This window comes from Nitrospinota bacterium (assembly GCA_016217735.1).
Classification (GTDB): Bacteria; Nitrospinota_A; UBA7883; order JACRGQ01; family JACRGQ01; genus JACRGQ01.
In genome coordinates this window covers 64,930-79,473 of record JACRGQ010000059.1, presented here as the reverse complement: position 1 = coordinate 79,473, position 14,544 = coordinate 64,930, and the positions used below count along the sequence as shown (strand labels likewise).

The following is a 14,544-nucleotide window of genomic DNA, read 5'->3' as shown; positions in this document are numbered from 1 at the left end:
GCTCGCGCCACCCTCTACTACCTGCCACACAGCCCGTACCCGAATCTCCTCCAGTGTCCCATGACTTAACCCTCTGCCGTCTTTCGTTTCCATGAACGGCAGTATATCACAATGTCGCCTTACTTATGAATAGATTAGTAAGTGAAATCGGTGAAAAGAAAGTAGCAATTGACAGATTGAGCAATGACACTCTTTCCCGCATAGCCCCCCTTAAAACAGACATCAATCGTTTGGCTGAAGGTAAAAGTGCCTTCGAGAAACTGAAGACTCTTGAGCTAGCGGCCAATGATACTAAAATATCCAATAGGGATATGGCATTTAGAATTCTACTTTTATTTGGTTTGCCTCTTGGTTTGCTTTTCTTAATGATGCCCATTAATAATCCGAATAACCTCCTAATCTTCTTTATGTCACCTTTTATAATTTATTTTTCCAAGCGTGAATATTTCAATAAAGCAAAAGAAGCATTGTTCAACAAAGATGCGCGAAAGAAGTCGGCAGAAAGCATCCATCTGGATATGACTAATAAATTTGCCCCCAATAAAATTCAAGCTGATATTGAGGGGAAAAAGAAGGAAATGCTGCTTCTTGAAAGTTCCCTTGCCATCGAAGAACAAAAGCTAAAACAGGAAATGGCAACAATTGAACAAGCCCTTAATCAGTTGATGGTCAAATACAATCTAAACGTATAACGAAGAGGACAAATTGGAAACCGAAAACAAACCGGAATTCAATATCATCATTGAGTTCGATGACTTTTTGACACGCTTTGATCTCGAAGAAATTTTGTCCTCGATAGACGGTATTATTGAAGACGAACTGCTGTCAAATTTTGACTCAGATTTCCCCTTAATGCGCCGCCACAATTACCGCCATCCTCCTTGGTATCAAGAAGCCCCCGGACTTTCATACATCGGCATTACTGCTGTTAATCGCGGGTCAATAATTCTCTCGGTTATATTCTCCAGTGCTGTTTCCACTTATGTTGCACACCGGTTCAAGATAGGTATTGATAAGAGCCTACTGGCGAAGGATATTGAACGTTCAGGGAAGTTGATAGGTGACAAACTTGGCTCTATATTGAAAAGGATCAACGATTGGGTGGAAGAGTACGTCCCTGAACAGCGAGAGTTGGGCGGCAAGGTCAAAAAAATACGGGTGGAAAAGAAACGCAAGCGCAAGAATGATTAGACCTAAGCTGAGCGATTATTCTTTGAAAAGTCGGCATAAAAGTGCTTATTGGGCGATGAATAAAGGCTACAATGCCTTTTGTGAACAATGGTCGGGTCTTGCTTTGTAGCATTTGACAGGCACGGCACGGCGGGCCGACATGTTTGGCGCGCGGCGCCAATGGGCGAATGAATTCGCCCCTACCGGGGAAACAATCATTACGGCGGGGGGATCGCGGTGGGGGGATAGAGGAAATAGGGGAATTCGCGGTCGGCCAACGCCTCGTACCTGCCCAGTTCTTTTTCCGCCGCCGCGATCCGCCGCTCCAGACCGTGGATCACCGGCCCCATCAGGCCGTTAAGCTCGGCATTGATTTCGCTGATCCGTTTGCCGATCCCCTTTTTGTCGGCTCCCGGCGCGGCTATCGCCGCCCGCAGGCTCCTTTTCTCCGCCACCAGTTCCGGCGGCGCGTTTTCCAAAAAATTTTCCGGATGGAACGCGGTCTCCCGCAGCCGTTGCCGCAGCGCCGCCAATTCCGGCGCGGGATCGTCCAGTCCCGGCAGCTTCAGCGTAGCGCTGGCCACCGCGAACGGCGGCGGAACGATGCCGTGGAAACGGGATACGAAAATATCGGTAATCCGGTCGTACTTCGCCCCGCCGGTACCATGCACAAAGAGGTCGGCCACGAACAGCCGATTCAAAACTGAAAGTGCCACGGCGCGGGGCCACAACCGCAATTTCCGCGTTTGGCAAAATTCCCGCAGCATCGCCGCATCCCGCATTTCATGCGCTCCATCCAACAGCAACGCGGGGCATCCGCCGCGCATCACAACCGACAGCGGCAGGCGCACCCCCTCCTTGCCTATCCAAAAGAGGGTCTCCACGGTTTGGGCATCCGTGGCGAGATCGGGAAAAGGATTCGCCTTCGAGCGTATCCCGTGCTCGGCCCGGTAGGCCGCCAGCGTGTCATTGAAGATGGCCGCCGCCTCCGGCGCGCGCGCCAGCATCTCGAACGCGAAGGTGAAAAACGGCGCGGCGCGGCAAAGCTCCGACAGCGGCAACTCCAGCACACCCCGCGGCCAGTGCGCGGTGTAAACCCGGCGCAGATGCACCATCGCGTCGGCCATCATCGGGGGAAGTTCACGCCCCATCTCCGTTTCAACGAACACCTCGCCAAAGCTGAAAAGCCGCTCCGGCAGCGCACGCAGGTCGCGCAACACGTTTTCGGCGAAGGCGGCGACCTCATCCTCGCGCGCGGAAGCGTCCATGTAGAGCATATTCGCCGCGCCGGGGGCCGCATAATGCGCCACGCGGCGGTACTCGCCGTTGGCATATGAAGGGACTTTGACCAAAAACCCTTCCGACGGGTCGGTATCGACGTTGAGATTGATGGCCGCCATTCCGCGCGCGGCGGCTTCCGCCAGCAAGCGGTATTTGTACAAAACCCCGGGATGGTAAAAGGAGGGCTGATGCCCCGCCATGACCAAGGGGGCATCAGCCGCCGCGGATTGAACGGGCAGGCCGAGCCGCCGGGTATACCGTTCGGCCGTTTCGAGGGCGGCCCGGCGGATGGCATCGCGCAGCGGGGCCAGCGGCGTCAGCGCCGCGCCGTTTTCCCGTGCCGCCGCCTCCCAGTTCTCAAACGGCGGTTGCGTCAGCCGCTCCCCCGGCGCGGGCGTGGCGAATGTCATAATACAAAGGGGTCGAACGAGCGGACCCCCAGCTCTTCCCGCGCGTAAAATGGTTCGCCATAGTGTGCGTGGATAAGCCCGCCAAAGTATCCGGCCTGCGCCCGGAGCCGGGCGATCACCTCGTCCCCCCGCTCCTGCCCCCCAGCGTAGAACTGCGAGTGGTATGCCGACACCGCCCGCAGCTTGATCTCCAGCGTATCGGACACATCGAATACGAACGACGGCGTTATCAGCTTTTTGAGGTGGATGCAGAAATAGAAGAACACGCGGGGAACGTAGTACGGCTCCCCCTTCATTTCCGTTTTTGTGTATTTGGCGACGAAGCGGGCGGCCTGCGCCATCTCCGAAGCCGCCACGTGATCGGGGTGGGCGTCTTCCCAGTACGGCAGCAACAGCACCTTCGGTTTCAGTTGGCGGTAAACCCCGGCGATGGCGACCCGCCCCTCTTCGGTATCGCGCAGCCAGCGGTTGGGCAGGCCCAAATTGAGCCGCTGCGTGAGGCCGAGTATTTCGTTGGCCCGCGCGGTCTCCGCGCGCCGCAGTTCCGGCGTGCCGTGCGGTGTCGGCTCGCCGCTGGTGAGGTCGAGCGCCGCCACATTTTTCCCCTGGCGGATCAGCGCCGCCACCGCGGCGCCCGCCCCCAGTTCTATATCGTCGGGATGAGTTCCGACGGCAAGGATATCGACCATCGGGTAAGCTCCTTCCGCATCACGTCCAGATAGTAATTATACCGTCTTTGGGGATCGTCCAACTCGCCGCCGAACGTCCGGTTAAGGTTTTTATAAATCCGCGCAATCGGGAATTCCTCCACGGTCAAGCCGAAATGAAAGGCCTGCACCCAAAATTGCAAAGGAAAGGCGTAACCGTTTTCGGTCAGCCGCAACGGCGCCAACGCGGCCACGCGGTACCCCTTCATGCCGCAAAAGCTGTCGGTGAGGCCGTAGCCAGTGATGCCGTTGATAATTTCCGTGACCCGCCGGTTGATGGCGAAACGATCCTTCGGCGGCGGATCGTCCGCGGCGCTGGATTGGAGATAGCGCGAGCAGGAAACGATATCCACGCCGCGCCTGTCAAGGCGGTGGAACATATCCGGGATATGCCGGGGTTCGTGCTGTTCGTCGCAATCGATGGTAACGAGCTGATCGTACCCGTTGACGATGGCGTGGTTAAACGCGCCGATGAGCGACGCGCCATACCCCCGGTTGGCCGGGTGGCTGATGATGGCAATGCCGGGGACCGTCCGGAGGATTTCGCCGGAACGGTCGGGGGACCCGTCGTCGATGGCCAGTATATCGCCGCCGTGGAACGCGCGGATGCGTTCCATCACGCGCACGACATACGGCTCTTCATTGTACACGGGAACCGCCACGAGCCTTCGGGGCATGTCAGGCGTTTCCCGGCGCCGGCGGCGCCCCGCCCTTCCTTCGCTTAACCAGCGTCACTTCGTTCCCTTGATCGTTGTATGAAACCTCGTCCATGAAATGCCGCATGAGGTAAATACCGCGGCCGCTGCTCTTGTAGAGGTTCTTGGGGGCGGTCGGATTGGCTATGTCGTCGATAGCGAATCCCTCACCCTGGTCGGTGACGGTAAAACGCGCCTCGTTGTAGCCGATTTCCGCCCGCACCCGCACTTTTTTTCCGGGGTCGTTGCCGTTGCCGTGCCGCATGCCGTTCACGATCGCCTCGTACAGGGCGATGACCAGGTTGGACAGCTGCGAGGAGTCGCACAGCTCAATTTCCTTGAGATGTTCGGTGATGTAGTGGATGACTCCGTTGACGTAATCGGTCCGCGTCGGAATCTCCGCGTCCATGGTAAATTTGAAGAAAGGGAGGATTTTGCGGTTTTCCTCCCGCACCTTGCGCAGTTCCAGCAGGCGCGAGACGGAATGATATACCTCCTGCGCGCCGAACGGCTTGGCGAGGAAATCGGAAGCTCCCGCCTTAAGCGCCTTGGCGGCGGTTTCCACATCGGCGAAACCGGTCATGATAACGACCGGAAATTCGGCGGAATGATCCTTGATGCGGGAGAGCAGTTCCATGCCATCCATCCCCGGCATCTTGATGTCGATGACGGCGAGGTCGACGCCCCCGCCCTCCACGGCCTTGATCGCCTCGAAGCCGTTGGCGGTCTTGACGACGCCATACCCCTTGCCGGTGAAAACCGTTTCCAGCACGTTGCGGATGTTCTCCTCGTCATCGATGACAAGGATTGTGTGTTTCGGGTTTTGTTCCTGCACGACGCTATTTCCGGGTGTTACGCGGCGCGCCCTTCGCGCGGGGAAATCACGGATATCGCCTTGCCGCGCGGGTTCGCCACCGCGATTTCGCGCACTTCATCCAGTTTGTCCGGCACACACTCCCCTTTGGCATACAGATGCCATCAACCAGCCACGGGAACAAATAAGTGGTATATTTTACCCCTCAAAGCTGGTTTCCACAACGAATTTGGCGCCGTCGATTTCGAACGGAATGGCAATAGTGGGTCCTTTGGTCATGCTCTCGACAATGTGCCCCTTCCCCTTGATGATGCTCGGCAGGCCGGCCTCGAATTTGAACCCCTTGCCGGCCAACTCGCGCCGCGCGTCGCCGGATATCATGTTGGTCAATTCGCCAACGGCGTCGCTCACTTCGGCGTTGAGCTCGGCATAGGTTTCCGACAGCATGGAAGAAACGATCTTCAGCGCCGCCGCTTCCGACAGGCTGAACACCACCACCCCCCTGGCGTGTCCGGTCATGCCGATCACGCCGGAGATATCCCCCTGCGCCTTGTTGTCGTGCTTTAAGAACGGCTTTCCCGGCACTGGCTTAACAAACGCCATCATCGAAAGGACATTCACCGTGGCTTTAAGGAAAGGGTTGATAAGTTCGGCGTTCATTAACTCCTCCGGCACTTCGCATCGTGCAACATTGTAAATGGCGAAACTTTAACCGCACCGATTGTACGCCAACGGACGGCGGCAAGGCAATGCGGTCTTTTTTACAGCGATGGCATAATCCAATACGGTTTGGCGCTCCCCGCGCCCCATTAAAATTTGATGCCTAATATCCGGTAAAATGACATAAAATAACGAAATATGGATAATTGCATTTTTTGCAAAGTTATCGCGGGGGCGCTGCCGTCCGACAAGATTTTTGAAACCGACACCATACTTGTCATCGAGGACAAGTTCCCGCAGGCTCCGAAGCACTACCTGATACTCCCCAAAAGACATGTGGATGGCGTTACCAGCCTGGGGCATGACGACAAGGAACTGCTGAACGACATGTATCACGTAACGCGTGAAGTGGTCAAAAAGAAGGGGCTTGAAAGCAACGGCTTCAGGCTGGTCGTCAACCAGGGGGTTAACGGCGGCCAGACGATATTCCACCTCCATATGCACCTCTTGGGCGGCAGACCGATGCACTGGCCCCCGGGCTGATTTTTTCCCCCTCCCTAACTTAGCTCCTGCTCCGCGGCTCTCCATATCCCCCGCTCCCCTCCATATTCGCATCCACCAAGAAAAGACCGAAAGGGGTGAATGTTCAAGCGTTCAACGAGTTTTAAGAAAGATTTTGCCGGTAAAAAAACGGCCAACGCATAGCAATCCGCTCAAACCTCGCACCTTATGCCACTCCCGCATAAAAAGGCGACGGATGGCACGACCCCAATATATATCGACTATTATCTATTTATAAACATACCATGCGAGTTGCTGTCGGTAAGAGCGCAAACGGGCATTGTCAAGAATACTGGATTCCCGCGCCGTGAAACCGATAACCATGTCCGACAAAAACTAAGATATCTTAACGAAACGTGTTTTCAAAAATCATCAACGAATCACGCTTGAATTACAGGCAATAATTACAACAACATGCAAAGATGCTGACTTTGCGATAAGTATAATAAATAGAATGCCACCTATTTATCACCATTGCATGGGTGCTTAATGTGGATTGCTAGGTTAGCTCATTGCATGTTCGGTTGCGCTATAACACGCACCTCGCGGTCAAAGCAAAACGGGATACATATAGATTTTATTTTATACAAATTCCAAGCTGGCGCCCAAGCGGCACAATAGACAATAAATATATAGGCTACGACCTATTCGTAATCGGCCTATTCCGATGATATTGTAATATCAGCAATTTTTATGGTCTGCCAAATAAAACTCCCTTGCTCACGCCATTAGATGCGGTCTGGGCGATATTTTGACCTTTTTTGCATTGCATGGCCTTATTGACCATGTTAGTATTCTTTTTTCCCCGAAAGGGGAAACAAGGCAGAATCCATTACGTAAAACCTTGTAGCTGTTATTATTTATTAATAATTGAGAGGGGTGAGTTGTTTGCCCGGTATAAAAGTACGGGATAGCGAGCCTTTTGAGCTCGCGCTGAAACGTTTCAAGAAGCAGTGCGAAAAAATCGGCGTGTTGTCCGAAATTCGCAAGCGTGAGCATTATGAAAAACCGTCCGTGAAGAAGAAAAAGAAAATCATCGCGGCGCGGAAAAAGAAATACAGCCGCTACTAGGCGCGGGAAAGAGGTTTCACATGCCGCTGAAAGCACGGATTGAAGAGGACTTTAAGGCCGCCTTCAAGGGCCAGGACAAATCGACCGTTGAAGTTCTGCGCATGGTGAAGTCCGAGATCAAGAACCGCGAGATCGAAAAGAAAACGGCGCTGGACGACACGGAAGTATTGGCCGTTATCTCCAGCGCCATCAAAAAACGACGCGAGTCGGTCGAGATGTTCACGCAGGGAAACCGGCCCGAGTTGGCCGAAAAAGAGCAGAAAGAGGTGGATTACCTCACGCGCTACCTCCCCGCGCAACTCGGTGAAGCCGAAATCCGCGAAAAGGTGAAAGCGGTTGCCGCCGCCATGGGCAATCCGGACGTCAAGCAGATGGGCCAGGTTATGAAAGGCGTCATGGCGGAGATCGGCAAACAGGCCGACGGGGCCACGGTGAGCCGCCTGGTGAAGGAAGTCCTCTCCGGGAAGTGAGCAGCCGGCGCCGCGCCGGCATCCGCTAAGGGGGCGATGATGGCGGGTCTCTATCCTCAGGATTTGATTGACCGCGTCCGTGAAGCGGCCGATGTCGTCGACGTCATATCCTCCTACATCCCGCTTAAAAAGAGCGGGGCCAATTTCACCGCGCTTTGCCCGTTCCACACCGAAAAGTCCCCATCGTTCAACGTAAACCCCGCGCGCCAGATTTGGCACTGTTTCGGCTGTGGCGCGGGGGGGAACGTCATTACCTTTGTGATGAAGCATGAGAACATGGGCTTCCCCGACGCGCTGGCGCTGCTGGCCGCCCGCGCCGGCATCCCCCTGCCGCGCGATAAGGAGGGGGAGGATAACTCATACATCTACAACATCAATAAAGAAGCGGCCGATTTCTACCAGCGGCAGCTTAAAACCGCCCCCGCGTTTGTGGGAGAATACATAAAAAAACGCGCCCTGACCGCGGAAACGGTTGATAAGTTCCGCATCGGCTATGCGCCGGACGCGTGGGATGCGCTTTATCGCCACCTCGTGGAGAGGAAAATCTCCCCCAAGGAGATCGACAAGGCGGGGCTGACGAAACTTTCATCCGCCGGGAACCCGATCGACCGGTTCCGCAACCGGCTCATCTTCCCCATAGTGGACGAGCACAACCGGGTGATCGCTTTCGGCGGGCGGGCGCTGGCGGACGATGAGAAGGGGCCGAAGTATCTCAACTCCCCCGAAACGCCCGTCTACAACAAATCGCGCGTGCTCTACGCGCTCAACTTTGCCGCCGCCAAGGCGCGCGCCGCCAACCGGGTGATGATCGTGGAAGGGTACATGGACGCCATCGCGCTGCACCAGGCCGGCTTTGAAAACGTGGTGGCCTCCGCCGGCACCGCCTTCACGCCGCAGCAGTGCCGCGCGCTCAAGCGGTATACCCAAAACCTCGTCATGATTTTCGACGGCGACGAGGCCGGCCGCCGCGCCGCCGCCCGCGCCACCGAAGTGGCGGCGGAGCTGGAAATCCGCCCCAGCGTGGCGATGCTCCCCGGCGGAGCCGATCCCGACGACCTGATAAAGCAGGGGGGGGCGGCCGCGTTCGAGGATATCGTGAAAAACGCGCGCCCCTACATGACCTACCTCATCGAGCAGGCCTGCCGGAAATTTGATGTCGCCACGCCCGAGGGGAAGGCGGACGCCATCCGCTCGCTCTTGCCGGAGCTTTCCCGCATTGCCGATCCGATAAAGCGGGCCAGCTATGTGGAACTGCTGGCGGAGCGGACCGGCATACCGGCCACCGCCATCGGCGGACAACTTAGGAACACTGCCCCCCGCTACGCTCCTCAAGAAGGGCGTACCACCGCGCCCCGTGAGGGACAAGCGGTACCTACCACTCATCCGAAACAATCCCGGCCATTGTCACTGCCGGGGGGGATGGAAAAGTGGATCGTTCAGATCATCCTTGATTACCCCGAAACCATCACGGAATCACTCAAAACCCTAAAAGTGGAAGACTTTGCGGAACCTGGATTCAGGCGAATGTTGGAATATATACTGGGTCGGTTGGCGCAAGGAGCTATTTCTATGGATGAATTGATAGAAAGTTGCCCAGACCCGAATCTGAAACGAAATATGCTGGCTCTATGGATAGACCAATTCCACACCCAAGAGGAACAAAAAGATAAGATTATCAATGACTTCATTGGAGGACGGGATAGCAAACGCCTACAGAAAGAGAAGATTGCCGATCAATTACGAAGGGCACAAGAAAACCTGGAACGGCTGGATCAGAAAGAATGATTGTTTGAGCCTGAATTATGTGTTATTTTAATCTCTTATTTTTCGTTGAAAAACCTTATTCAATAAGGATCATAAAGATATGAGTATTAAGAAACTTCGAAGTTTGCCCGAAGTAAAACAGCTCCTTTCCGCAGGCAAAGGGAAGGGAACCATTTCCCAGAAAGAGTTTGATACCGCCCTGCCGCCCAACCTGTTCACCGGAGATCAGCGAGACCGGGTTTTGCAGTTTCTTGAAGAGAACAAGATCGGCGTGGTGGCGGCCGCGGAAGAACCCCGCAAAAGCGCCCGCGCCAAGGCAAGCGCGGCCGGCGGCGAAGAGGTGGAAGAGACGGTGTCGCTTTCCTCGGAAGACCCCGTGCGGATGTATCTCAAGGAAATGGGGAGCATTCCGTTGCTTACCCGCGAAGGGGAAGTGACCATCGCCAAGCGGATTGAAGAAGCCCAAAACCGCGTCATCGACGCGATGATCACCTGCCCCGTCACTATCAGGGAAATCGCCGCCCGGGTCGAAGAACTGAAAAACGGTTCGCTCACCATCCAGAGCATCGTGAACTGGGGGGACGTGGAAGAGACGCCCACCAGCAAAATCCTGATGGAAACCAAACGCGTCGCCAAGGCGGCCGACAAGGTTGAGGAAGCCTTCAAAGAATGGCGCGCCGGCGTGGAAAAAGCGGCGCGCAAAACCGCCCGCCCGTCCGAACGCGGCCAGCAGGAGAAGAAAAACGCCAAGTCGTTCGAGGCGCTGCGCAAACGCGTGCTGGACGTGAACCTGAACCAGATGCAGCTTGACGGCATTATCGGCGTGATTGGCAAGTACAACCGGCAGGGGCTGGAAATGCTGCATGAGTTGAAAAAGCAGGAAGACCATCTCCGCCTCTCGGCCCCGGTCAAAAAAGGGGGCAAGAAGGATGCAAAGGCCCCCGCGCCGGTCAAGGTAAACCCGGCGGAAATCCGCAAAAAAATCGCGGCCGTCAAGTCGCGAATGCGCGTGCTGGAGAAAGAGGTGGGGGTCGAGCCCGCCGTCCTGGCCGATATCAAGCGGCGCATTGACAGCGGCCGCATCGACGACCGCCAGGCGAAAAAGGATTTGGCCGAGGCGAACCTCCGCCTCGTCGTCTCCATCGCGAAGAAATACACCAACCGCGGCCTGCAGTTCCTTGACCTGATTCAGGAGGGGAACATCGGCCTGATGAAGGCGGTCGACAAATTCGAATACCGCCGCGGCTACAAGTTTTCCACCTACGCCACCTGGTGGATCCGCCAGGCGATCACCCGCGCCATCGCCGATCAGGCGCGCACCATCCGCATCCCGGTGCATATGATCGAGACCATCAACAAGCTGATCCGCACCTCGCGCCACCTGGTGCAGGAACTGGGGCGCGAGCCGAAGCCGGAAGAGATCGCCGACAAGATGACGATGAGCGTGGAGAAAGTCCGCAAGGTGCTCAAGATCGCCGAAGAGCCGATCTCGCTTGAAACGCCCATCGGCGAAGAGGAAGATTCGCATCTGGGAGATTTCATCGAAGACAAGAAGATGATCTCGCCGGTGGAATCGGTGATCAAGATGAACCTGAAGGAGCAGACCGCGAAGGTGCTCCAAACCCTGGCGCCGCGCGAGGAGATGGTGCTGCGCAAGCGGTTCGGCATCGGCCTCGATTCCGAGCACACGCTGGAAGAGGTGGGGCAGGATTTCGAGGTGACGCGCGAACGCATCCGCCAAATCGAAGCCAAGGCGCTGCGCAAGTTGCGCCACCCCAGCCGCAGCAAACGCCTGCGGAGTTTTATAGAAAGCTGACCATTAAGGGCCGCCGCGCCAGCCAACGGCGCGCGGCTCTTTTTTCGCGTGGGCCTATAGCTCAGTTGGTTAGAGCTCCCGGCTCATAACCGGGCTGTCCCAGGTTCGAGTCCTGGTGGGCCCACCATATTTCCCCTTTGATTCTCCTTATCGCAAATTTTCGCATTTTACGCTAATGGCATGCCTTGCGATGGCCCACCAGGACTCGAAAGCGAGCTTCCGTACACGAGCGATAAGCGAGTGTTGACCTGCATGGATGCGGGGCAAGGAAGCGAGCCGGGGCCGATGGAGGGCGAGCGTGAGGCGAGCCCGAGAGTGGCCGAGTCCCTTTTAAGCGGGCCCACCATATTTCCCTTCAACCATGCTCAACAAACAAGTTCGCCCTATTCCCGCACCGCCCGCCTTGCAAGGGCCAACCGGGACTCGAACGGCGGTTTCGTGCGTGACCGGCAAGGGAGCGCCGCCAAACAGGACGTTTGGCGGGGAAACGCCATCCCGTTCGCGGAGCATCAGCATCTTGCATTATCGGGGTGAATTTGAAACAATGACTGTTACGAGGAGCCCAAGCGGGATTGCCTGTGAAATATCAGGACGTTGCCTGATGTTTTACCAGTATTGACTGTTACGGGAAAATACAGGGGGCGGCGATGGATAAAGAAGTGGCGAGAACGAACGCTGACGCGGCGAAAAATCCCGAAGTCGACAAACTGATCCACCTTATCAAAAATCACATCGTTTCCACCCTGGCGAAAGATCCCCAGCGCGCGAAAGTGTGGGACTACTACAATGCGGCCTCCTATGCCATCAGGGACCGCCTCATCGAACGCTGGATCAAAACCCAAAACGCCTATTACGAATCCGACGCCAAACGGCTCTATTACCTCTCGCTAGAATTTCTCACCGGCCGCACACTGGGGAACAGCCTCGTCAATATGGGAATGATGGACACCTGCCACGACGCTTTGCACCAAATCGGCTTCGACCTGGAGGAAATCCGCGAGATGGAGTGGGACGCCGGGCTGGGCAACGGCGGCCTGGGACGGCTGGCGGCATGCTTCCTCGATTCGCTCGCCACGATGGAGATACCCTCCTATGGCTACGGCATCCATTACGAATACGGCCTCTTCTACCAGAAGATCGTCGACGGCGCGCAGGTGGAGGTGCCGGATAACTGGCTCCGCCACGGCAATCCGTGGGAATTCGCGCGGCCGGAACACCTCTTTTCGGTGCATTTCCACGGCAGGGTGGATCAGTTCGTCGATAACCAGGGAAAACTGCGCAACGAATGGGTGGATACCGAAGAGGTCATGGCGATGGCCTACGACACCCCCATCCCCGGCTATAACAACAATCACGTCATCAACATGCGGCTCTGGGCCGCCCGCTCGTCGCGCGATTTCGACCTCGGCTATTTCAATCAGGGCGACTACATCCGCGCGCTGGGAAGCAAGATGATGTCCGAGACCATCTCGAAAGTTCTCTACCCCAGCGACCACTTCGCGGAAGGAAAAGAGCTCCGCCTCAAACAGCAATACTTCCTTGTCTGCGCCACGCTGCAGGACATCTGCCGGCGCTTCAAGAAGCACAGCAAAACCTTCGAGACCTTCCCGGATAAAATAGCCATCCATCTCAACGACACGCACCCGGTGCTGGCCATTCCCGAGATGATGCGCATTCTGCTGGACAAGGAGGGGTATGGCTGGGAGGCGGCGTGGGACATCGCCGTCAAGACCTTCGGCTACACCAACCACACCCTCATGCCCGAGGCGCTGGAAAAATGGTCGGCCGCGATGCTGGGCGCCATCCTGCCCCGGCACCTCCAGATTATCTACGAGATCAACCGGCGCTTCCTCGAAAAAGCATCGCACACCTTCCCGGGCGACCCTGAAATGCTGCGGCGGGTCTCCATCGTCGAGGAGGGGCCGGAAAAAATGATCCGCATGGCCCACCTCGCCATCGTCGGCTCACACTCGGTGAACGGCGTTTCCGCGCTGCACACCGAGCTGATGAAGAGCAAGGTCATGAAGGATTTTTACGATATATTCCCCGAACGGTTCAACAATAAAACGAACGGCATCACCCCGCGCCGCTGGCTGCGGAAATGCAACCCGGCGCTCTCCAAACTGATTACCGGCAAAATCGGCGACGGGTGGGTCGGCGACCTCGACAAGCTGAAGGGGCTGATTCCGCTGGCGGGGAACGCCGCGTTCCGCGCCGCGTGGCGCGCGGCGAAAAGGGACAACAAGGAGCGCCTGGCGAAATACATCAGGGAAGAGAACGGCATAACGGTCTCCGTCGACACGCTTTTCGACATGCAGGTGAAGCGCATGCACGAATACAAGCGGCAACTGCTCAACGTGCTGCACATCGTCACCCTGTACAACCGCATCAAGGCCGGTCCGAAAAACGGCCACACGCCGCGCACCGTCATTTTCGGCGGCAAAGCGGCCCCCTCGTACACCACGGCAAAACTGATCATCAAGCTGATCAATTCGGTGGCCAACGTCGTCAATAACGACAAGCAGGTGGGGGACAAACTGAAGGTGGTATTCCTGAACAACTACCGGGTTTCGCTGGCGGAAAAGGCGATTCCCGCCGCCGACCTCTCGGAACAGATTTCCACCGCCGGCCTCGAGGCATCCGGCACCGGCAACATGAAGTTCGCCCTCAACGGCGCGCTTACCATCGGCACGCTGGACGGCGCGAACATAGAAATCATGGAAGAAGTCGGCAAGGATAACATCTTCATCTTCGGCCTTACCGCCGACGAAGTGGCCGATCTGAAGGCGAAAGGCTACCGGCCGCGCGATTATTACGAATCGAACCCCGAACTGAAAAAAGCGCTCGACATGATCGGCGGCGGCTATTTCTCGCCGTTCAACCAAACGCTGTTCGCGCCGATCGTGGAGAACCTGCTCGATAGGGGGGATCACTTCATGCTGCTGGCCGACTACGCCTCCTACGTCGAATGCCAGGATAAGGTGTCGGCCGCCTTCCGCGACAAAGACCGCTGGGACAGGATGTCCATCCTCAACACCGCCAACATGGGGAAATTCTCCAGCGACCGCACCATCAAGGAGTACGCCGAACAAATCTGGAACGTAAAACCGGTACACGTGAAATAG

At 56.5% G+C, this 14,544-nt stretch carries 13 protein-coding genes and 1 tRNA gene; 9 read left to right on the top strand and 5 right to left on the bottom strand.

Annotated features, from left to right (window positions below; translation table 11 throughout):
• Nucleotides 1-125: 125 nt before the first annotated feature.
• Nucleotides 126-692: a hypothetical protein gene (locus HZA03_09925; protein ID MBI5638272.1), complete on the top strand. Its 567-nt coding sequence runs from the start codon at nt 126-128 to the stop codon at nt 690-692.
• A gap of 13 nt (nt 693-705) precedes the next feature.
• On the top strand, nt 706-1,191 hold the full coding sequence (locus HZA03_09920; protein MBI5638271.1) for a hypothetical protein: 486 nt from the start codon (nt 706-708) through the stop codon (nt 1,189-1,191).
• A 197-nt stretch (nt 1,192-1,388) separates the two neighbouring features.
• Here HZA03_09920 and HZA03_09915 read toward each other — a convergent pair whose 3' ends face one another.
• The 5 genes from HZA03_09915 to HZA03_09895 form a co-directional block, all read right to left on the bottom strand.
• On the bottom strand, nt 1,389-2,861 hold the full coding sequence (locus HZA03_09915) for a hypothetical protein (protein ID MBI5638270.1): 1,473 nt from the start codon (nt 2,859-2,861) through the stop codon (nt 1,389-1,391).
• Nucleotides 2,858-3,550, bottom strand: a complete 693-nt coding sequence (gene bshB1, locus HZA03_09910) for a bacillithiol biosynthesis deacetylase BshB1 (GenBank protein MBI5638269.1) — start codon at nt 3,548-3,550, stop codon at nt 2,858-2,860. Before bshB1 ends, HZA03_09915 begins: the two co-directional genes overlap by 4 nt.
• Nucleotides 3,508-4,245: a glycosyltransferase family 2 protein gene (locus HZA03_09905; GenBank protein MBI5638268.1), complete on the bottom strand. Its 738-nt coding sequence runs from the start codon at nt 4,243-4,245 to the stop codon at nt 3,508-3,510. Before HZA03_09905 ends, bshB1 begins: the two co-directional genes overlap by 43 nt.
• Nucleotide 4,246: 1 nt before the next feature.
• Nucleotides 4,247-5,098 carry a response regulator gene (locus tag HZA03_09900; GenBank protein ID MBI5638267.1) on the bottom strand — a complete coding sequence of 284 codons (852 nt, stop codon included), beginning with the start codon at nt 5,096-5,098 and terminating at the stop codon, nt 4,247-4,249.
• A gap of 177 nt (nt 5,099-5,275) precedes the next feature.
• The gene (locus HZA03_09895; GenBank protein ID MBI5638266.1) at nt 5,276-5,737 is read right to left on the bottom strand and encodes a chemotaxis protein CheX; all 462 of its coding nucleotides are present in this window, start codon (nt 5,735-5,737) and stop codon (nt 5,276-5,278) included.
• 198 nt (nt 5,738-5,935) lie between these two features.
• Between HZA03_09895 and HZA03_09890 the strand changes: the two genes are divergently transcribed.
• The 7 genes from HZA03_09890 (at nt 5,936) to HZA03_09860 (ending at nt 14,544) form a co-directional block, all read left to right on the top strand.
• Nucleotides 5,936-6,280 carry a histidine triad nucleotide-binding protein gene (locus HZA03_09890; protein ID MBI5638265.1) on the top strand — a complete coding sequence of 115 codons (345 nt, stop codon included), beginning with the start codon at nt 5,936-5,938 and terminating at the stop codon, nt 6,278-6,280.
• Between the two features lie 906 nt (nt 6,281-7,186).
• Nucleotides 7,187-7,369: a 30S ribosomal protein S21 gene (locus HZA03_09885; GenBank protein MBI5638264.1), complete on the top strand. Its 183-nt coding sequence runs from the start codon at nt 7,187-7,189 to the stop codon at nt 7,367-7,369.
• Between the two features lie 20 nt (nt 7,370-7,389).
• Nucleotides 7,390-7,839: a GatB/YqeY domain-containing protein gene (locus HZA03_09880; GenBank protein MBI5638263.1), complete on the top strand. Its 450-nt coding sequence runs from the start codon at nt 7,390-7,392 to the stop codon at nt 7,837-7,839.
• A 63-nt stretch (nt 7,840-7,902) separates the two neighbouring features.
• Nucleotides 7,903-9,624 (top strand): DNA primase, encoded by a 1,722-nt coding sequence (locus HZA03_09875; protein MBI5638262.1) that lies wholly within the window; start codon nt 7,903-7,905, stop codon nt 9,622-9,624.
• A gap of 79 nt (nt 9,625-9,703) precedes the next feature.
• Nucleotides 9,704-11,419 (top strand): RNA polymerase sigma factor RpoD, encoded by a 1,716-nt coding sequence (rpoD, locus tag HZA03_09870; GenBank protein MBI5638261.1) that lies wholly within the window; start codon nt 9,704-9,706, stop codon nt 11,417-11,419.
• Nucleotides 11,420-11,469: 50 nt separating this feature from the next.
• A tRNA-Ile gene (locus HZA03_09865) sits at nt 11,470-11,546 on the top strand.
• A 520-nt stretch (nt 11,547-12,066) separates the two neighbouring features.
• Nucleotides 12,067-14,544 (top strand): glycogen/starch/alpha-glucan phosphorylase, encoded by a 2,478-nt coding sequence (locus HZA03_09860; GenBank protein MBI5638260.1) that lies wholly within the window; start codon nt 12,067-12,069, stop codon nt 14,542-14,544.

What these genes read in the sequence shown, in the direction of transcription:
- HZA03_09925 (MBI5638272.1), top strand. Translation starts at nt 126, where the DNA reads ATGAATAGATTAGTAAGTGAAATCGGTGAAAAGAAAGTAGCAATTGAC.
- HZA03_09915 (MBI5638270.1), bottom strand. Translation starts at nt 2,861, where the DNA reads ATGACATTCGCCACGCCCGCGCCGGGGGAGCGGCTGACGCAACCGCCG.
- bshB1 (MBI5638269.1), bottom strand. Translation starts at nt 3,550, where the DNA reads ATGGTCGATATCCTTGCCGTCGGAACTCATCCCGACGATATAGAACTG.
- HZA03_09905 (MBI5638268.1), bottom strand. Translation starts at nt 4,245, where the DNA reads ATGCCCCGAAGGCTCGTGGCGGTTCCCGTGTACAATGAAGAGCCGTAT.
- HZA03_09895 (MBI5638266.1), bottom strand. Translation starts at nt 5,737, where the DNA reads ATGAACGCCGAACTTATCAACCCTTTCCTTAAAGCCACGGTGAATGTC.
- HZA03_09890 (MBI5638265.1), top strand. Translation starts at nt 5,936, where the DNA reads ATGGATAATTGCATTTTTTGCAAAGTTATCGCGGGGGCGCTGCCGTCC.
- HZA03_09880 (MBI5638263.1), top strand. Translation starts at nt 7,390, where the DNA reads ATGCCGCTGAAAGCACGGATTGAAGAGGACTTTAAGGCCGCCTTCAAG.
- rpoD (MBI5638261.1), top strand. Translation starts at nt 9,704, where the DNA reads ATGAGTATTAAGAAACTTCGAAGTTTGCCCGAAGTAAAACAGCTCCTT.
- HZA03_09860 (MBI5638260.1), top strand. Translation starts at nt 12,067, where the DNA reads ATGGATAAAGAAGTGGCGAGAACGAACGCTGACGCGGCGAAAAATCCC.